This is a genomic window from Caulobacter sp. UC70_42 (genome assembly GCF_044056025.1).
GTDB lineage: Bacteria > Pseudomonadota > Alphaproteobacteria > Caulobacterales > Caulobacteraceae > Caulobacter.
In genome coordinates, this window is the sequence record NZ_CP171994.1 from 3,595,133 (window position 1) to 3,613,600 (window position 18,468).

The window sequence follows — 18,468 nt, forward strand, 5'->3', positions numbered from 1 at the left end:
GCCGAACCGTCCGTAACGCCGTGCGTTGGTCTTGCGGTCCCGCAAGGAGCAACATCATGACCACGGGCAAGGATCCTCTTACCGCCGACGGCCTGGGCGGCGTGCACAAGGTCGCCGAGCCGCGACCCCAAACCCCCGCGCCGTTGCCGAACAGCGAGCCGGTGGTCGTCGCGCGCGGGCCGATCCCGGGCTCGGACGCCTTCGTCAATGATCCCGACCAGATCGCCAAGGTCGTCCACACGGTCGCCGCCCCCGTGGAGCCGCCCTCCGACGCCAGTGCGCGCGAGTCGACCTTGCGCCCGATCCAGACCCCGCAGGCTCCCTTCCAGGATGCGCGGATCGCCCCGGATGGACCGTCGGCCTGGTCGGCCGAGAAGAACCCCGGCGACTAGGGCGCCCACGCCGGCGGCCATGAAGGCAAGGCGTGGCGATCACCACGCCGCCCCCTCAACGCCTGAACAATCCCGCCAAGACGACCATCCCCACGGCGCTCGCCGCGCTGTCGGCCAGCATTGTCCTGTGGCCGACACAGGAACGAACCGCGCTGGCTCCAGTTTTGACTTCTGACCGTGCCGCTGGGCGCGAAGGCCGTGGGGAAAACGACGTGAGCGACTATGCTTCCAATGACGGTGACGGCTTCATCGGCGAACTTGGCGGCGACCTTCCGCCCCGCGACGGCGCGGCGACTCTGAAGGCGGCCCGGCTCTCTGCCAAGGCCGCCGCCGACAGCGTGCGCGAAGCCGCCGAGATCGCGCTGGGCGAGGCCAGCGACCGCGTCCGGTCGCTCGCGGGGGAAGCCGCCGAGAAAATCCAGCATCGCTATGGCGACCTCGAAGTCTGGGCGCGGCTAAAGCCGGCCCGCGCTGTGGGCGTCGCCGCTGGCGTTGGCGTTCTCCTGGGGCTGCTCCTGCGCGGGCCGACGACCCGGATCGTCTACGTGCGCGACCGCTGAGGTTCGGCGCCGAGGCCATCCCAAGTTCGAGACGGAGTTGCGATGTCGGACGACAAGGAAAAGCGCGGTCCCGCCGACGCATCCTGGATAAGTCTGAGTGAGCCCTACGAGGCTGCCTACTGGATTGAAACCCTTGGTGTCACGCGCGACGAGCTGGCCAAGGCGGTCGTCGCGGTGGGCAATAGCGTGCAGGCGGTGCGGGCTTACTTCCAACGGGACGCGTCCTGAGGATGGTCGCGTCCAGCGCGGTGACCCGGCCGTCTCACCGGACGCGCGTTCGGGCGACGATGTTGCTGGCCGCGCTGCTGGTGTTCGATTGCGCTCCGGTCTTCGCGCTGGGTGAGGGCACGCGGCCAGGCGCAGGTTTGCCGCTTTGCGCGAGCCGCTAACGGCGTGCTAGGCGGCCGGCGGCCGGCGACCGGCGACCGGCGACCGGCGACCGAAAATCCCGGCAAGAACCCAGCGACGACCCCGCCGCCGCCAGGACGCCAGGTCAGGTCGCCGGCGTCGCGGTCCTGAGGGAGGGCATCAGGCCAGGTCATGGCGCTCGTCGGCGGCCAAGTGAACAACATCGCCCTTGGACGGGTCGGTTCCGCCTTGCGGACGCACGCGGGCCTAAAAAGGCGCGCTAAGGCTCCGATCAAACGAGGGTCAGCGCAGCTGGCTATCCTTGCTGCCGCGCCGGTTGATGCCGCCGATCGTCACGCGCTTGTCCCGTGTCGATTGGCAGGCCACGCAGGTCCGCGCGCCGGGCAGCGCCCGCCGTCGCGCCTCCGGGATGTCCTCACCGCATTCGTCGCAGAACAACGAGCCTTCGCCGGAAGGCAGGCGCGCGCGAGCATGGAGGACCCCGTCGATGACCGTGTCCTCGATCTGGTCCAGAACGCCCCCGTCATGTGTCCAGCCGCCGGCCATGCGCGCATAAAACTCCTGTGTTGGTTCAGGCTCTTAGATAGGAATTCCTAAGGCGATCTCCAGCAGACCTCAGGCGGCAATGCGCTGATAAATCGTCGCAGGGGCGTGGACGCGCGGACAGGCCGATGGGGTGACGATCGGCTGATCGCCTGATCGGCTGATGGGTCTTCCATAGCTGTCAGCAGGTCAGGGGACGGCTCAAGGCGGCGCCTGTTCGGCGCCGGACGCCGTTCGGACTGTCGACCGTCCGGGGGCGCCAGCGCTTTCGGCCACGCCTTCAGCCGGGCTTGCGGTGGAACTTTTCGCGCAGCGCGTCCTTGGCGGCGTTCAGCTTGCCTTTGCGTTCGGCGGACAGATTTTTGCCGGCGCGGTTGATGTAGAAGGTCAGCATCGACATCGCCGACTGAAACGGCGTGGCTTTGCGGCGATGGCTGTGCTCGGCCGAGCGCTTCAGCGAGGCGGCGATCTTGGCCGGATCATCCTGCTCGAAGATGTGGGCCTTCAGGTCGAGCGCGTCGCTGGTTTCGGTGACCTTGGCGGACCAACGATGGTCCTTGTCTTTCTTCGACATGGCCGTCTCCGCGGTGAGGGCGGTTCGCGCCGCCAGTTCGACGTGAAACGTCGTCGGTTGGGTCGTGTTCCAACGTTTCGGTTCCTTGAGCGCGGAGGCTAGCGCCCCTTGGCTCTACACCTCGGCAAGGCGACCGGTGTCAGCCAAGGCCATATCGACAAGCCTCGCCAAATTCGGTTCATCTAGGTGTGTGCGCGGGCGGCTCGTCGTCCGTTCGAGGCCCTGAAGCGCGAGGCCGGGTCCAGACCCTTGCGGCAGGATGGCGCCTATCCGCCCAGGCGTTCGGCGGCCTCTCCCAGCGAAATCGTCGCCACGCGCCGTTCGTCATCAAAGAGTTCGGCTCTCAGTGGGCGCGTGCGCTCAAACAGCATCCGGCTCGATTGCGTCTTGGCGTCGTAAAGCGATTGGCTGGCCAGCGCCTCCATATGGGGCGTGGTGGAGTCCTCGGAGTAAACGTAACAGAAATAAGTCAAGCTTTCCTCCCTGGGGTTGATCCCTTCTAGAGCGCCAAAAGCAGACCTCTGGCGAGACTATACACCGGTTGGACAGATCAGAGAACCCAGCGCGCTGGGCGCGCTGCTTGACGATGTCTCTACGGACCGCCGCGCCCGCCGACCGCGGCGAAGACTTGTCCGGTCGAATAGCTCGACTCCGGCGAGGCCAGCAGCACGTAGATCCCGGCCAGTTCCGCCGGCTGGCCCGCGCGGCCCATCGGGCTGTCGGCCCCAAATTCCGGCAGCTTGTCGGCCGGCTGGCCGCCGGTGACCTGCAACGGCGTCCAGAACGGACCGGGCGCGACGGCGTTGACGCGGATTCCTTTGGGGGCCAGTTGCTTGGCCAGAGCCTTGGAAAAGATCATGATCGCGCCCTTGGTAGAGGCGTAGTCCAGCAGGTTCTCGCTCGGCTCATAGGCATTGACCGAGGCGGTGTTGATGATCGTCGAACCTGGCTTCAGGTGCGGGACCGCCGCCTTGGTGATCCAGAACATCGCATAGACGTTGGTCTTATAGGTCTCGTCGAAGTCCAGGGTCGTGATGTCGAGGATCGAATCCCGCGAGATCTGCCGGGCGGCGTTGTTGACCAGGATGTCCAGGCCGCCCAGCCGCGCGACGGCCTCGGCCACCAGCTTCTGGCAGAAGGCCTCGTCCTTGATGTCGCCGGGGATCAGCACCGCCTTGCGGCCGGCGTCGCCGATCAGCTTGGCCACCTCCTGGGCGTCGGGCTCCTCTGCAGGCAGGTAGTTGATCGCCACGTCGGCGCCCTCGCGGGCATAGGCGATGGCGGCGGCGCGGCCGATGCCGCTGTCGCCGCCGGTCAGCAGCGCCTTGCGTCCCGCCAGGCGACCCGAGCCCTTGTAGCTGGCCTCGCCATGGTCGGGACGAGGATCCATCTGGCTGGTCAAGCCTGGCCACGGCTGCTGCTGCTTGGGGAACGGCGGCTTGGGATAGGCGGAAGTCGGATCGACAAGCGGCTTGGCCATGGTCTGGACCTTCTGGCTGTGGGCGAGGATCGGCGTCGCGGCCAAGCCGCCGGTGGCGACGGCCCCCAGGACAAGGCGGCGGCCCTGATCAGGCTGATCGGTCATGGAACGGCTCCGGTCGAAACAAGGGGCGGGGGCGACGTCGATGATGCGGCGCCATCGAGAACCGACGCGCCATCGATCCACCGGCCGATCCGACGACCCTCGCGATCGTGGACACGGACCTCGCTAGGTCCGGGATAGGCGGCGGCCAGACGACGGGCCTGGCGCTCAGCCTCGCCGCCGGTCTTAAAGAACAGGACCTCTCCGGTGTCGCAGATCTTCACGCACCAGCCGCCGTCGAAAGGCGAGACATGGAAGATGCAGGTCATCACGCCCTCCGCTAGTGGTGGGCGTGTTGTTCGGCATTGCGCTTGCGCGTGGCGGCGGCCTTCTTGGCCGAGGCGGAACGCTCGGCGTGCGTGCGGGACGCCGCGGCCTTGCCGCCCTTTTCACCGCCCTTGTGCGCGGCGGGGTGGCCGGTCGACTTGCCACGACCCGAGCCTGATTTCTTGCCGCCGCCATCATCCTTGTTGACCGTGGCCCAGGCGCGGCGCTCGGCTTCCTTTTCCGAAACGCCCTTGTCCTCATAGTGCTCGGCGATGTGGTCGGCCTTGCGTTCCTGCTTGTCTGTATAGCTGGACTTGTCTCCACGCGGCATGGCGGGACTCCTGCACTGAACAGGCCGGCATACGCCCTTGGCGTTTCTCGACCGATATTGGCCAAACGCCGTTCGAGCCCCGTGGTTTCTGTCGAGAAGTCGACGCGCGGCGTTGAGGCTTGCGGAAGGGGCTTCAAGACTTGACCCGCGCGGGCGAGGGGGCTCGCGACGCCCGACGCGTCAACGGGAACCGGTCGGCGCCAAAATCGGTTGGGCCGTGAACAGACGCACTTCACGAGGAGGCTCAACCATGAGCGAGCCATCAAACAGTGACGGCCGCCAGCAGAACCAGGCTCAGCCGCTTGGCGAGCGATCAGGCCTGGTGTCCAAAAAGGCGCCGAGCGGACGGGCCTGGCCGAACGGAAGTCGGCGGGACCCGATGGGCCCGACGCGACCGAAGTTGGCGACACCTTCAAGGGATCCAAGGGCAATCCGGCCGAGGGGAAGCGTTAGCAGCCACCGCGCCGCTTGGCGCTGACACGCATGACGATTAGCCAACGGTGAAACCGTGCAAGGACCCATCAGCCCGCCGCCCGTGACCGGGGAGGGGGATCGCGATCTGCCCGCCTATGTCAGCAATGGCCTGATCGGCCTGCGCGTTCGCGCCCAGCCGCTGCAGGCCGGCATGGCCCTGGTCAGCGGCTACGCCGGCGAGGACCCCGAGCGCCGCATCGAGGCGGCCGCCCCGGCGCCCTATCCGCTGGCTGGCGACATCGCCGTTGACGGCGTTTGGCTGTCGGACCTGCTGCATCTGGTCAGTGACCTGGAGCAGGCCTATGACTTCGCCTCTGGAGAACTGACCAGCCGGTTCGTGTTCGCGGCCCGCGGTCGGCGGGTGAGCTGCACGGTGCTGACCTTTGCCAGCCGCGAGGACCCGACCCTGGTCTGCCAGGAGATCGCCCTGACGGTTGACGGGGCGTGCCGAGCTGCAGGTCCGCGCCGGCCTCACGGTGTCCGGCGTTCTGGGGCGAGCCTTGCGGTTCCTGCGCGATACGCCGGGCGAGCCGGCGAGCGCCTGCGACGGCGTCCTGCTCTGGGAGTCCGCGGGGGCGCTGGGACGGGTGGGTCTGGCCTATTTCACGCAGATGGCGGGCGGGGCCAGCGCGGAAGTCGAAGCGGTGCGGCCAGCGCTCGACGGCTCGGGCCTGATCTCGACCTACGCCTTCCGGGGCCGCGCCGGTACGACCTACCGCCTGCGGCAGGTCACCAGCCTGGTGCCCAGCACCCTGCACCGCCGTCCCGATGAGCAGGCTGGCCGCATGGCCGCCAAGGCGCGGCACGACGGGTTCGAGGCCATACGGGCCGAGAACCGCGCCGCCTGGGACGAATTGTGGAAAGGGCGGATCCGACTGGTCGGCGCCGAACCGCGCTGGCAGGCCCTGGCCGACGCGGCCTTCTTCTACCTCAACAGCTCGGTCCACGCCTCGTCGTGCGCGTCGACCTCGATCTTCGGTTTGGCCACCTGGCACGACTATCACTACTACTACGGCCACGTGATGTGGGACATCGAGGCCTTCGCGGTCCCGGTCCTGACCCTGGTCCAACCCCAGGCGGCCGCGTCGCTGCTGGACTATCGCTTCCGCAACCTCGCCGCGGCCCGCGACAACGCCAAGCTGATGGGGCGCACCGGTGCGCAGTTTCCGTGGGAAAGCTCGCCGTCGTTCGGCGAGGAAGCCGCGCCGCTGCCGGGCACGGCGGCCTGGCACGAGGACCATGTCTCGCTGGATGTCGCCCGCGCCTTCGCGCTGTTCGCCGACGTCACGGGGCAGGGGGAGTTTCGGCGCCAGCAGGCCTGGCCCGTGCTCTCGGGCGTCGCCGACTGGATTGCCTCCAGGGTCCATCAGACGCCGGACGGCTACGAGATCCCCGCCTCGATGGGCATCGCCGAGCGGGAACAGCCGGTCGACAACGCCGCCTTCACCAACATGGCCGCCGTGGTGGTTTTGGAAGACGCGACCCGGATCGGCCAGCGCCTGGGTCACGCGGTCGATCCGCGCTGGCAAGCGATCGCCAAGAGCATGGTCGTGCCGCGGCGGGGCCAGGTCGTCGTGTCGCATGACGGCTATCGCAAGACCGAGGAAAAGGGCGCGACCCCCGATCCCCTGATGGGCGTCTGGCCCTTCGGCTATCGGCTCGAGCCCGAGGCGGAGAAGGCCACGCTCGACTTCTATCTGGACCAGGCCGACGCCTATCTGGGCAGCCCGATGCTGTCGGCGCTCTATGGGGCTTGGGCGACGCGCGCCGGGGATCGAGATCTGGCCCTGAGGCTGCTCGATGAAGGCTATGCCAAGTTCGAGGGCGGGCGGTTTGGCCAGATCTTCGAATATCGTCCAGACCGCTTTCCCGAACAGCCGCGGGCAGGGCCGTTCTTCGCCAATATGGGCGGCTTTCTGAGCGGCCTGGTGCTGGGCATGCCGCGCCTGGAGCCGGGCGAAGGCGAGCCGGAGACCTGGTCCAAGGCGGCGGTGGTCCTGCCGGCCGGCTGGACGGCGATCGAGATCGATCGGTTGTGGGTGCGCGGTCGGCCCATGCGCCTGGAAGCCCGCCACGGCGCGCCTGCGCGCCTGACCGCCCTTGAGGAGACCCTTCCATGAAACGCTACGCCTATGCCTGGCTGACCGGGCTGTTCTTCTTCGTGTCGATCGTCGGGCACTGGGTGTTCGGCTGGTTCGCCTTCGTCGACGAACAGCAGGCGCTGCACCAGGCGCCGAGCCTGACGCCCTACCTCGTCGAGATGGGGCGCGACACCTTTGAGAACTGGCAGTCGGAGTTCCTGCAACTGATCTGGCAGGTCGTGGGCCTGGCCTATTTCCTCTATGTCGGCTCGCCCTCGTCCAAGGAGAACGACGATCGCACCGAAGCCAAGCTGGACGCGCTGATCCGTCTGCAGGGCGGCGACAAGGCCGAGGACATCATCGCCGAGATCGACCGGCGCTATCTGCGGACGGGCGGCCACTCCAAGCCCCACGGTCACGCAGGGGGCGGCGTCGTCTCCGGGCACGAGTAACGGGCAGTCTATGTCGGTGGTCCGACACAGGTTAGCCAAATTAAGTCTCTGGCTTTGCTGTAGGAACATGTCGTGGCGTGAGTTGTTGAAAGCGGGCAGGAGGAACATCTCATGTCCGAACAGTCTGTCGCCCGAGCGCTGGAAAGCGACGCCCCGCTGACCGCCGCCGTGCACCAGCGCGATGTCGCCCACGAGGTCGCCGAAGAGCGCGGCTGGCACGAAGCGGCCTTGGTTGGCCGCACCGTCACGATCAACCGGCCGCGCGCCGAGCTCTATGCCTTCTGGCGCGATTTCAGGAACCTTGCGCTGTTCATGGAAAACGTCGAGCGCGTGACGCCGGGCGACGACGAGCGTTCTCACTGGGTGGTCAAGGCCCCAGCCGGCAAGACCGTCGAGTGGGACAGCGTCCTGACCGAAGAGGTCGAGAACGAGGTCCTGGCCTGGGAATTCCGCCGAGGGCGCCGACATCAAGAACGCCGGCCGCATCGAGTTCAAGGACGGCCCGCCCGGGCGCGGCACCGAGGTCACCGCGACCATCGTCTACGAGCCGCCTGGCGGCGACCTGGGCAAGCTGATCGCCAAGCTCTTCCAGAAGGAGCCGAAGATTCAGGCCCGGCGTGAGCTGCGCCGCTTCAAGCAACTGATGGAGACCGGTGAGATCTCCACCGCCAAAGGCCCCGACGCCGCGCCGCAAGGCTGACCCGACCCTCATTTGATAAGACGGAGACGCCCATGCGCGCCCTGACCTGGCACGGCAAGCACGACGTCCGGATGGACACCGTGCCCGACCCCAAGATCGTCAATCCCCGCGATGCGATCATCAAGATCACCTCGACCGCCATCTGCGGCTCGGACCTGCACCTGTACGACAGCATGATCCCCTCGATGGAAAAGGGCGACATCCTGGGCCACGAGTTCATGGGCGAGGTCGTCGAGACCGGGCCGGGCTCGACCCTTCAGAAGGGCCAGCGGGTGGTCGTTCCGTTCGTGATCGCCTGCGGCAAGTGCTTCCACTGCGAGAAGCAGCAGTTCTCGGGCTGCGAGAACTCCAATCCGGCCGAGACGCAAGACCTGGGCGAGATCGCCTACGGCACGGCGATGACGGGCCTCTTCGGCTATTCGCACATGACCGGCGGCTATGCCGGCGGCCAGGCCGAATATGTCCGTGTGCCCTATAGCGATGTCGGGCCGATCGTCATTCCCGACGGCTTGGAGGACGAGAAGGTTCTGTTCCTCTCGGACATCCTGCCCACCGGCTGGATGGCGGCGGAGAACTGCCAGATCGAGCCCGGTGACACCGTGGCCGTCTGGGGCTGTGGTCCGGTCGGCCTGTTCGCGATCCAGAGCGCCTTGATCCAAGGCGCGCACAAGGTCATCGCCATCGACCATCATCCGCACCGTTTGGAACTGGCCAAGTCGCTGGGCGCGCAGGTGATCAACTACCATGACGTCAAGGTCCGCGAGGCCCTGATGTCCATGACCGGCGGCATCGGTCCGGACGCCTGTATCGACGCGGTCGGCATGGAGAGCCACGGCTTTTCGATCGACAACGTGGTCGACGCGGTCAAGGTCGCCACGCGCCTTGGAACCGACCGCGCCCACGTGCTGCGCGAGGTGCTGATGGCCTGCCGCACCGGCGGCCGCGTTTCGATCCCGGGTGTCTACGGCGGCATGGGCGACAAGATCCCGATCGGCGCCCTGATGGAGAAGGGCCTTCAGATCCGCAGCGGCCAGACCCACGTCCACAAGTACCTTCGGCCGCTGCTGGACCTGATCGGCGAGGGCGTGATCGACACGACCTTCCTGATCAGCCATCGCCTGCCGCTCGAACGCGCGCCGGACGGCTACAAGATGTTCAAGGAAGACCAGAACGCGGTGACCAAGGTCGTCCTCAAGCCCGACTGGCAGAAGGAGGCCGCGTGATGATTGAGGATGTTCGCCCGCTCGCCGTCGTCACCGGGGCGTCCTCCGGCATCGGCTACGAATTGGCCAAGCTGGCCGCCGAGGACGGCTATGACTTGGTCATCGCCGCCGACGAGCCGTCGATCGTCGAGGCCCAGGCGGGGATCGAGCAGCATGGCGCCCGCGTGGAGTCGCTGCAGGTCGATCTGTCGACAATCGAAGGCGTCGATCGGCTTTTGGACCTGATCGGCGAACGCCCGGTCGACGTGCTGATGGCCAATGCCGGCCGGGGCCTGGGTCATGGCTTCCTCGACCAGGATTGGGACGAGGCCAGGTTCGTCATCGACACCAACATCACCGGCACGGTCTACCTGATCCAGCAGGTCGCCCGCGACATGCGCGAACGCGACCGGGGCAAGATCCTGATCACTGGCTCGATCGCCGGCCTGATGCCCGGCGCGTTCCAGGCCGTCTACAACGGCACCAAGGCGTTCCTCGACAGCTTCGCCTGGGCTTTGCGCAACGAGCTGAAGGACAGCGGCGTCTCTGTCAGTTGCCTGATGCCGGGCCCGACCGACACCGAGTTCTTCGACCGCGCCGACATGCTCGACACCAAGGTCGGCGCCGACCCGAAGAAGGCCGATCCGGCCGATGTCGCCAAGACCGGCTACCGCGCCATGCAGAAGGGCGAAGGCGACGTCGTCGCCGGCTTCAAGAACAAGCTGCAAGCGGCGATGGCGGCGGTGACGCCGCAGAGCGTCCTGGCCGAGCAGCACCGCAAGATGGCCGAACCCGGCTCGGACAAGGCCTGATGCGAAAGCCAAACGACAGCCAGCCACCACAATCCGAAGCGCCCCGGCCGGCGGGTCTCGAGGCGCCGCCGCCGCCCAGCGCCGACCCAACCAAGAAGACGGAGAACACTTCTGATCCTCAAGCCGGTGATCCGGGAAACGGCGCGGACTAGATCCGCGCGCCGTGTCTCCGCCTAGTTTGCAGACGCCCGTCAGAAGGCCGAATATGTCCCTGCGTCGCAAGATCCGCTCGATCGCCCTGTTCGAGCAACTCGGGCCTGGATTGGTCACCGGGGCGGCCGACGACGATCCTTCCGGCATCGCCACCTATTCCCAGACCGGCGCCCGCTTCGGCCATGGACTGCTGTGGACCATGCTGCTGACCTATCCGCTGATGACCGCCATCCAGCTGGTCAGCGGCGAGATCGGGCGGGTCACGGGCAAGGGCCTGGCCCACAACATGGGCGAGGTGGTCGCCGAGCCGATCGTCACCGCGCTCGTCGCGCTCCTGTTCATCGCCAACACCATCAATATCGGCGCGGACCTGGCGGCCATGGGCGCGGCGTCGCAACTGCTGGCGGGCGGCGGCGCGCACGGGTTCACGGCGGGCTTCGCGGTACTGTCGCTGTTGCTGCAGATGTTCATTCCCTATCGGCGCTACGTCCGCTTCTTGAAGTGGCTGACCCTGGTGTTGCTGGCCTATGTCGCCGTGCTGCTCGTGGTGAAGGTGGACTGGCCCGCGGCGGGCCGGGGATCGGTCTGGCCCGATCCGGCGGTGTTCGGCTCCAAGGCGGCGATCACCACGATCGTCGCCATCTTCGGCACGACGATCAGTCCCTACCTGTTCTTCTGGCAGGCGGCCCAGGAGGTGGAGGAGGTCGACCACGACCCCGCCGCCCAGCCCTTGCGGTCGGCGCCCGACCAGGCCAAGCCCGAGCTGCGGCGCATCAAGCTGGACACCTTCGTCGGCATGGCGGCGTCGAACCTCATCGCGATCGCCATCATGATCGCCGTCGCCGCCACGCTGCACGCCCAGGGCAAGACCGAGATCGCCACCGCCGCCGACGCGGCCCAGGCGCTGGAGCCGGTCGCCGGCCCCTTCGCCTTCCTGCTGTTCACCCTGGGGATCGTCGGCACGGGCCTGCTATCGATCCCCGTCCTGGCCGGCTCGGCGGCCTATGCGGTGGGCGAGACGCGCGGCTGGACGTGCGGCCTGGACAACAAGCCGTGGGAGGCCATCGGCTTCTATGCGGTGATCGGGGCCGCGACCCTGCTGGGCATCGGCATCGATCTGGCCGGGCTCGATCCGATCAAGGCCTTGTTCTGGAGCGCGGTCATCAACGGCGTGATCGCCGTGCCGATGATGGTGGTGATGATGCTGGTGGTGTCTCGCCGCAACCAGATGGGGCGCTTCATCGCCGGGCCGGCGCTGAAGACGTTCGGCTGGGCGGCGACGGCGGTGATGGCCATCGCCGCGATCGCCATGTTCGTGGAAATGGCCTCCGGCGCGACCTGATTTCCGAGCGAGGCGACGCCCGCTGAAAGTGATTCTCAGCTAGCTGCGCCGCAGGAACCTCCGCAAGTTCGGTTCATTTTGAGGTGGAATTTCAACCCATTGAGGAGCTTCTCATGGTCGCCGCCGCCAAGTCCAAAACCGCCGCCGCCAAGACCCGTCGCACCCGTCGCACCGGTCGCCGCGACCCGCTGGCCATCACGCTGCTGAAGAAGGATCACCGCGAGGTCGAAGGCTGGTTCGATGATTACGAGCAGTTGGAGGCCGATGCCGAGAAACTGGCCCTGTTCAACAAGATCGCTCTGGCCTTGAAGGTCCACACCCAGATCGAGGAGGAGATCTTCTATCCGGAAGAGCGCGGCGAGGTCGAGGACGACATGCTCGACGAGGCCTATGTCGAACACGACGGCGCCAAAAAGCTGATCGCCGAGATCGAGGCGATGCAGCCCGGCGATGAATTTTACGACGCCAAGGTCAAGGTGCTGGGCGAGTACATCAAGCACCACGTCAAGGAAGAAGAGCAGCCCGGCGGTATCTTCGCCCAAGCCAAGAAGGGTGACGAGGATCTCGACGCCATGGGCGAACGCCTGAAGGCGCGGAAGGAAGAGCTGATGGCGCAGATGGGCGGCCCGGCGGCGAACTAACGTCCTTGGCCGAAGCGCTCGACCCAATCCTGACACCCGAACTGGACGCGCTGACCTGCTGCGTGCTCGAGAAAGCCTGCGCGCAAGGGCTGAAATTGGGCACGGCGGAAAGCTGCACCGGAGGCTTGCTGGCCTCCCTGCTGACCGACGTGCCCGGCTGCTCGCACGCGTTCGAGCGAGGCTTTGTCGTCTATTCGGAGGACGCCAAGCATGACCTGCTTGGCGTCCCGCGCGACATGCTCGAAGCCGGCGGCGCCGTTTCCCAAGGCGTCGCCCTGGCCATGGCCAGTGGCGCCCTGGCGCGCTCTAGGGCTGACATCGTCCTGGCCGTGACCGGATGGGCGGAAGATATGGGCGATCCGCAAAAGCCCGGCGGCCTGGTCCATTTTGCCTGCGCCAGCCGGGACCGCCCCACCCATCATCGAAAGGCCGAGCTTGGCGTGATCGGCCGGCAGGCCTTCCGATTGGCCTGCTTGGAGATCGCCATGGACATGCTCTTCGTCGCGGTTTCGCTCTGATGATCACCCTTCGGTGTCGGCAAGGCGTTGGGCTTTCGTCCATGGGGGCGAGGCCTCAGGCTTTGGGCGGCGGCAAGGCGATCGATCGCCCCGACAAGGCCCGGTCGATCAGGCTTCCCCGAGGATGTCGCGTACCCGCGTGGCCAGGAGCTCCATGGCGAACGGCTTGGTGATCATCGCCATGCCCGGCTCCAGGAAACCGGAGGCCAGGGCGGCGTTCTCGGCATAGCCGGTCATGAACAACACCTTCAGATCGGGCCGAAGCTGACGTCCGGCGTCGGCGATCTGGCGGCCATTGAGCCCCGGCAGACCCATGTCGGTGATCATCAGGTCGATCCTGCGCTTGGACTGCAGGATTTCCAGGCCTTGGTTGCCGTCGGCCGCCTCGACGGCGCGATACCCCAGATCGCTCAGGACCTCGACGATCAGCCCGCGCACGACCGGCTCGTCCTCGACCACCAAGACCGTTTCGTCGGCATGGGCCTGATGCGCTTCGGAGAGCTCGGGCAGGGCTTGGTCTTCCTCGGCCGGGCCTTGGAAGCGGGGCAGATAGAGCTTGAACGTCGTGCCCTTGCCCACCTCGCTATAGATCTTGGCGTAGCCCTCCGACTGTCTCGCGAACCCATAGATCATCGATAAGCCCAGGCCCGTGCCCTGGCCGATGGGCTTGGTCGTGAAGAACGGTTCGAACGCGCGGGCGATGGTCGCCTCGTCCATGCCCACCCCGGTGTCGGTGACGCAAACGCAGACATACTGGCCCGGCGCGACGTCGCTTTGCCGGGCGGCGTACTGGCTGTCGAGATGGGCGTTGCCGGTCTCGATCGTCAGCTTGCCGCCATCGGGCATGGCGTCGCGGGCATTGATCGCCAGGTTCAGGATCGCGCTCTCCAGCTGGTTGGGATCGCAACGCGTCATCCACAAACCACCGGCCAGCACCAGTTCGAGCTCAATCCGCTCGCCCAGGGTCCGGCGGAGCAAATCCTCCATCGAGGTCACGAGGGGATTGGCGCGCACGGCGCGAGGATCGAGGGGTTGGCGGCGAGAGAAGGCCAGCAGGCGGTGGGTGAGGGCCGAGGCGCGGGCGGCCGAGTTCATCGCCCCGGTGATGAAGCGGTCTAGATCCGACAGGCGCCCCTGGCTGATGCGCTTCTGAACCAGGTCCAGGCTGCCGGTGATGCCCTGCAGGAGGTTGTTGAAGTCGTGAGCGATGCCGCCGGTCAACTGGCCGACGGCTTCCATCTTCTGGCTTTGGCGCAGGGCTTCCTCGGCCAGGCGCTGCTCGCTGACGTCCCGCCCAAAGCCGTAGACCGTGTCGGCCTCGCCGGCGAAGGTCCAGATGATGTGGCGGTTCTGGCCATCGCGCGTGCGCAGCGTGATCTGCTCGTCGCGGACCCTTTCGCCGCGGGCCAATCGCTCAAGGATCGCCGCGCCTGCGTCTTGAGCCTCCGGCGCCAGGAAATCGCTCAAGGATCGGCCCAAGGTTTCAGCGTTGCTCCAGCCCAGCACGTGGGTCCAGGCCGGGTTGATCGCCGAGATCGCGCCGTCCTGGACGGCGACGATCTTCAGGACCGGAGACAGGGTCCAGATGCGTTCCTGATCGCGGGCGATCGCCCGCTCCTGAGTAATGTCGCGGCCCACGGCGTGGACGCGCCCGGCTTCGGGCACCGCGGTCCAGTCGAGCAGACGATAGCCGCCGTCCTTGGTGCGGTAACGGTTCTCGAAAGCCAGGGTGGTGCGGCCCGCCGCCAGCTTGCCCAGTTCAGCGGCCGTGGAGTCCAGATCGCCAGGGTGGATGAACTCCGAAAGCCTGCGGCCGACAAATTCGTCGAGCTCCCAGCCGAGCAACCGGGTCGCCGTCGGATTGGCGGCGGTGATCATGCCATCGAGGTCGCAGATCAACATAAGGTCTGGCGACATCGCCCACATACGGTCGCGGTCGCGGGTGCTTTGCGCCTCCGCCAGTTTCTGCGCGTGGATGTCGGTGTTGGTCCCGACCCACCGAACCACCGCGCCGCCGGGGTCGCGCAACGGCACGGCGCGGCTCAGATGCCAGCGATAACGCCCGTCACGATCTCGAAGCCGAAACGCGTTCTGGTAGGTCTCGCCGGTCGCGAGGGCGGTCGCCCACTGCTCGGTGGTCAGCGGCAAGTCGTCGGGATGCACCAGCACCGACCAGCCTTCGCCGAGCAGCTGCTCGACCTCCAGGCCGCTGTCTTCCAGGATGCGGGCGTTGAACCAGTCCAGGGCGCCCGATGGCGTGGCGGTCCATACCTGGTTGGGCAAGGCCTGGGTCAGGGCGCGAAACTGCGCTTCGCTCTGCGCCAGGGCGCGCTGCTCGGCGCGGCGCTCGGTGACGTCCTGCACCACGCCGATCAGGCGCACGGGGCGGCCGTCCTCGTCCCGCTCATACTCGCCGCGCCGGGCGATGATGCGCTCGCGGCCGTCATCGGCGCGCGCGATGCGGTACTCCACGTCGAGCGGTGCCTGGCCGCTGGCCCGGGTCGCCGCGTCGGATATGGACAAGCGATCTTCAGGCAGGACCAGACGCTGAATAGCTTCCGGCGGAGCGACATCGGCCTGAGGCAGGCCGAACAGCCGATAGAACTCCGGGGTGCCGCGCAGCTCGTTTCGAAGGATGTCGATGGTGAACAGGCCAACGCCGCCGGCTTCCTGAGCGCGCCGCAGCTGCGCCTCGGACTCGTTGAGCACCCGCCGCGCCAGGACCTTCTGGGTGGTTTCGATGACGATGGCGATCACGCCCACCGGACGGCCAGCCTCGTCGAGCACCGGCGAGTAGTCCAGGTCCATCCATACGGGTTCGGGCTGGCCGCTGCGATGCAGGGTCAGCTCCTGGTCCTGGTAGCTGAGATTGCCCCGCGCCAGGCCCACGCGCATGACGTTGTCGTTGAAATCGGCGACCTCGGGCCAGCCTTCACGGACCTTGGAGCCGAGCAGCGCGGGGTGGCGGCCGCCAGCGAACACCGAATAGGCGTCGTTGTAGATCATCACGCCATCCTCGCCCCACAGGGTGACGATCGGCACATGACAGCGCAGGATCAGGCTGATGACGGTCTTGAGATGAGCGGGCCAGGCCGCCTTCGGGCCAAGGCTGGTGCGGCTCCAATCAAAGGCCTCGATCAGGCGTGCCAGGTCACCGTCGCCGGCCGGAAAGGCTGGAATGGATTGTCGCCGTTCCATCTCATCCGGCATGGCTCAACTCCCCCACTTATCCTGCCGCTCCGTGAAGCTTGAGGGCAGGCGCCTCATCAACGCCAAAGCTCGGCTTCAGTTCGCCAGGCCTATCCTCGTCGTCGAGGACGACGTGGTGGTTCGGATGCTGGCTTGTACCACAGGGGGCCAAGAAGCTCATCGAGGACTGAGCTGAGATGGGTCTCGATCACCCTTACCTCCTGTACAGTTATAGGAACGTCATCGGGCCAGTCGTCGGTGACCACGACCACTGCCGGCGTTCTTCTCGAACGTTGCTTAGGACCGGTCGCGGTGCGGGTCGTAGGTTTTTCGGGTCCTTTGGCCAACTGACCGTTCCTCACTCAAGATCACCTGGTGCGCCGTTCTGAGACGTCTCAAACGCTCATGGGAGACAGTCACGGGATGAAATTTATCGGCGAGTCCGCGCGGGACATCGCACTGCCAAGCCGCGCCTTAGGCTTTCAGCGCCTTGGAAAATATCGGGACCTGGGACGTGACTGGATCGAGCGCGTCGGCTTCCGCCAGCGCCCAAGTTGCCCACGCCATCAGGGACTGCGTCGCATCTGATCGGGCGAGAACTGCGGCCACGAAGTCCCGGACATCCTGGGCGGCGCGCCATTCGGCGGCTTGGGTGAGCAGATGTTGGCGCCCCTGTTGTGGGAAGGAGATCGGGGGATCGGGTTGCTTCCTGGGCTCGACCCGTCGCCTTTCCATCGTTTGAGCCAGTTGCTCCCTGTACTGAAGTTGTCGGGCATGAGCGCGCGCGGCCTCGGCCCGAAACTCCACTTCGCCGGCCACCAGGATCTCCAGGGCCACGGCGGACAGGCGCTCCTCAAGCGGATCGTCGGCGACTTCTTCCCAGAAGACCTGGTAGCCGTCCGCGCGGCCTGTACTCGGCCCGATCATCAGCCTCAAGGTGTCGGCTGGGCCTTGTCGGACTTGCCACTGGCCTTGCCTGTCCGGCTCCGCCAGGGGGTGGTCCAGGCGAAGCGGAACCCGAGTATCGCCGACGAGGACGGAGACGTCCCGGCCAGCCTTGCCGCGAACCTCAATGCGGGCCCGCGCCTTGGCCATACCCAGGCCTAGGCTGTTGAGGATTCTCAAGCGCCGTTTTTCGAACCCGCTTTCAAAGAGCGGCTTGTTCCAGGGCGATGCCGCCTTCTCTGAGCGCTGGCGTGCAGCGCGCTTGAGGTCCTCCTGAAGGATTTGGCGCAACCCGGCCCATGGGCTGGAAAGGTCGCGCACGTATTTGACCGCGCCCAATCGCGCCTGCGATCGGGCGCGTACGCTCTCCAGGGATTCTTCGAAGCGTGGCGGTTTCGGTAGGGGCTGAGCCAGCTGCGCTTCCGGCGTAGCCCGCGAGGCTTGATAGTCTAGCTCGCCGATCCGCAGCATCTCGTTTGCGCCGGGCGTGCGGTAGGGCAGGGGAATGGGCCTGATCGGCTGCCCGGCCGCGAGTTTGGTCCAGTAGCCACTATATGGAACCGGCACGTCGCCGCTCATGCAGGCTTTCTTGACCGCGACCTCGGGCACGCCAAGCCGCTGCGCAGCGGCCTTGATCGGTTCAGACCAGACCAAGTCGTAGAGTGCTTGCCGACTCAGAGCTTCGTCCATTTTGCTCCTCGCGCTGTTCTGGGAGGGATGCGACCAAGGCTGCGGCCCAGGGGTCGTGCCGAGAGGCGAAATGCCGATGGCGTTCGCGATAGATCGTGAATGATGCTGAAGGTTATCGAAAGATATAGAGAGTAGGTTTAAGGTATTTGTCGCGATGTGATGCGAATTCGATCCATGCGCGCCGCTATATGTCAAGCATTCGAATTGCTGAGTGAATTCAAAACGCTAATATTTAGCGGTATTGATCACAGGTATACACGAACGCGTGATCGCTGAAACGTAATAAATTCAACGGGTTGGTGTAATTACTGGAATTGAGTGGGAGTGATTCAGGGTCCTTTCGGGACCTTCGCGGACCATCGCGAATATAGCCTAAATTATTGAAATAATTTGTATTCTGAATCTCCAATGATCGGCGGCGATCGGTGGAGCCAGTTCACATTTCGTGCGTCTGACGGTGTCGCCGCGACCTTGCTCGCGAGGCCGGGCGGCTGACACCGTCACGGCAAGTCAGGCCTGACGGTGCTTTTTCCAGCATCAAGCCCCTGAATTCGCTCAGGAAAAGGCGCTTCCACCGTGGCGTTTTAAGCGTGACGGTATTTTGCGGCCTTTTTCGCGGTTTTCGGGGTGCGCAGGAGCCGTTCATGCTCA

The 18,468-nt window shown here is 66.2% G+C and carries 20 protein-coding genes; 11 read left to right on the top strand and 9 right to left on the bottom strand.

What is annotated here, in order from left to right; genetic code table 11:
- Positions 1-56: 56 nt before the first annotated feature.
- From ACHMW8_RS17935 to ACHMW8_RS17945, 3 genes are all read left to right on the top strand, one after another.
- A complete protein-coding gene (locus ACHMW8_RS17935; RefSeq protein ID WP_395443301.1) occupies positions 57-392 on the top strand; it encodes a hypothetical protein in 336 nt (111 codons plus the stop codon).
- A 212-nt stretch (positions 393-604) separates the two neighbouring features.
- Positions 605-952: a hypothetical protein gene (locus ACHMW8_RS17940; RefSeq protein WP_395443302.1), complete on the top strand. Its 348-nt coding sequence runs from the start codon at positions 605-607 to the stop codon at positions 950-952.
- Positions 953-994: 42 nt separating this feature from the next.
- A complete protein-coding gene (locus ACHMW8_RS17945; protein WP_395443303.1) occupies positions 995-1,180 on the top strand; it encodes a DUF3606 domain-containing protein in 186 nt (61 codons plus the stop codon).
- A gap of 423 nt (positions 1,181-1,603) precedes the next feature.
- On the opposite strand, the gene ACHMW8_RS17950 is transcribed toward ACHMW8_RS17945, so the two are convergent.
- From ACHMW8_RS17950 to ACHMW8_RS17980, 7 genes are all read right to left on the bottom strand, one after another.
- Positions 1,604-1,867 (bottom strand): DksA/TraR family C4-type zinc finger protein, encoded by a 264-nt coding sequence (locus ACHMW8_RS17950; RefSeq protein WP_395443304.1) that lies wholly within the window; start codon positions 1,865-1,867, stop codon positions 1,604-1,606.
- 277 nt (positions 1,868-2,144) lie between these two features.
- Positions 2,145-2,438, bottom strand: a complete 294-nt coding sequence (locus ACHMW8_RS17955) for a DUF3175 domain-containing protein (RefSeq protein WP_395443305.1) — start codon at positions 2,436-2,438, stop codon at positions 2,145-2,147.
- 266 nt (positions 2,439-2,704) lie between these two features.
- Positions 2,705-2,911, bottom strand: a complete 207-nt coding sequence (locus ACHMW8_RS17960; protein WP_395443306.1) for a hypothetical protein — start codon at positions 2,909-2,911, stop codon at positions 2,705-2,707.
- A 119-nt stretch (positions 2,912-3,030) separates the two neighbouring features.
- Positions 3,031-4,023, bottom strand: coding sequence for an SDR family oxidoreductase (locus ACHMW8_RS17965; protein ID WP_395443307.1), 993 nt, complete (start codon positions 4,021-4,023; stop codon positions 3,031-3,033).
- Positions 4,020-4,289 carry a DUF2188 domain-containing protein gene (locus tag ACHMW8_RS17970; RefSeq protein WP_395443308.1) on the bottom strand — a complete coding sequence of 90 codons (270 nt, stop codon included), beginning with the start codon at positions 4,287-4,289 and terminating at the stop codon, positions 4,020-4,022. The genes ACHMW8_RS17965 and ACHMW8_RS17970 overlap by 4 nt, the downstream gene beginning before the upstream one ends.
- 11 nt (positions 4,290-4,300) lie before the next feature.
- Positions 4,301-4,618, bottom strand: a complete 318-nt coding sequence (locus ACHMW8_RS17975; protein ID WP_395443309.1) for a plasmid stabilization protein — start codon at positions 4,616-4,618, stop codon at positions 4,301-4,303.
- A 490-nt stretch (positions 4,619-5,108) separates the two neighbouring features.
- The gene (locus tag ACHMW8_RS17980; RefSeq protein WP_395443310.1) at positions 5,109-5,369 is read right to left on the bottom strand and encodes a hypothetical protein; all 261 of its coding nucleotides are present in this window, start codon (positions 5,367-5,369) and stop codon (positions 5,109-5,111) included.
- Positions 5,370-5,526: 157 nt separating this feature from the next.
- Between ACHMW8_RS17980 and ACHMW8_RS17985 the strand changes: the two genes are divergently transcribed.
- The 8 genes from ACHMW8_RS17985 (at position 5,527) to ACHMW8_RS18020 (ending at position 12,993) form a co-directional block, all read left to right on the top strand.
- Positions 5,527-7,212, top strand: coding sequence for a glycoside hydrolase family 65 protein (locus ACHMW8_RS17985; RefSeq protein ID WP_395443311.1), 1,686 nt, complete (start codon positions 5,527-5,529; stop codon positions 7,210-7,212).
- Complete coding sequence (locus tag ACHMW8_RS17990; RefSeq protein WP_395443312.1) at positions 7,209-7,625, top strand: DUF6766 family protein; 417 nt, start codon at positions 7,209-7,211, stop codon at positions 7,623-7,625. The genes ACHMW8_RS17985 and ACHMW8_RS17990 overlap by 4 nt, the downstream gene beginning before the upstream one ends.
- A 111-nt stretch (positions 7,626-7,736) precedes the next feature.
- The gene (locus ACHMW8_RS17995) at positions 7,737-8,246 is read left to right on the top strand and encodes an SRPBCC family protein (protein ID WP_395443313.1); all 510 of its coding nucleotides are present in this window, start codon (positions 7,737-7,739) and stop codon (positions 8,244-8,246) included.
- A gap of 111 nt (positions 8,247-8,357) precedes the next feature.
- Complete coding sequence (locus tag ACHMW8_RS18000; protein ID WP_395443314.1) at positions 8,358-9,548, top strand: zinc-dependent alcohol dehydrogenase; 1,191 nt, start codon at positions 8,358-8,360, stop codon at positions 9,546-9,548.
- Positions 9,548-10,339, top strand: a complete 792-nt coding sequence (locus ACHMW8_RS18005) for an SDR family NAD(P)-dependent oxidoreductase (RefSeq protein WP_395443315.1) — start codon at positions 9,548-9,550, stop codon at positions 10,337-10,339. The genes ACHMW8_RS18000 and ACHMW8_RS18005 overlap by 1 nt, the downstream gene beginning before the upstream one ends.
- 205 nt (positions 10,340-10,544) lie before the next feature.
- Positions 10,545-11,834 carry an NRAMP family divalent metal transporter gene (locus ACHMW8_RS18010; protein ID WP_395443316.1) on the top strand — a complete coding sequence of 430 codons (1,290 nt, stop codon included), beginning with the start codon at positions 10,545-10,547 and terminating at the stop codon, positions 11,832-11,834.
- Positions 11,835-11,947: 113 nt separating this feature from the next.
- Positions 11,948-12,475, top strand: a complete 528-nt coding sequence (locus ACHMW8_RS18015) for a hemerythrin domain-containing protein (protein WP_395443317.1) — start codon at positions 11,948-11,950, stop codon at positions 12,473-12,475.
- Between the two features lie 5 nt (positions 12,476-12,480).
- Positions 12,481-12,993, top strand: a complete 513-nt coding sequence (locus ACHMW8_RS18020; protein WP_395443318.1) for a CinA family protein — start codon at positions 12,481-12,483, stop codon at positions 12,991-12,993.
- Between the two features lie 108 nt (positions 12,994-13,101).
- Here the strand turns inward: ACHMW8_RS18020 and ACHMW8_RS18025 are convergent, their stop codons facing one another.
- Entirely contained in the window at positions 13,102-16,203 is a 3,102-nt protein-coding gene (locus tag ACHMW8_RS18025) for a PAS domain S-box protein (protein WP_395443319.1), read from the bottom strand.
- A 453-nt stretch (positions 16,204-16,656) separates the two neighbouring features.
- Complete coding sequence (locus ACHMW8_RS18030) at positions 16,657-17,817, bottom strand: hypothetical protein (RefSeq protein WP_395443320.1); 1,161 nt, start codon at positions 17,815-17,817, stop codon at positions 16,657-16,659.
- Positions 17,818-18,468: the final 651 nt, after the last annotated feature.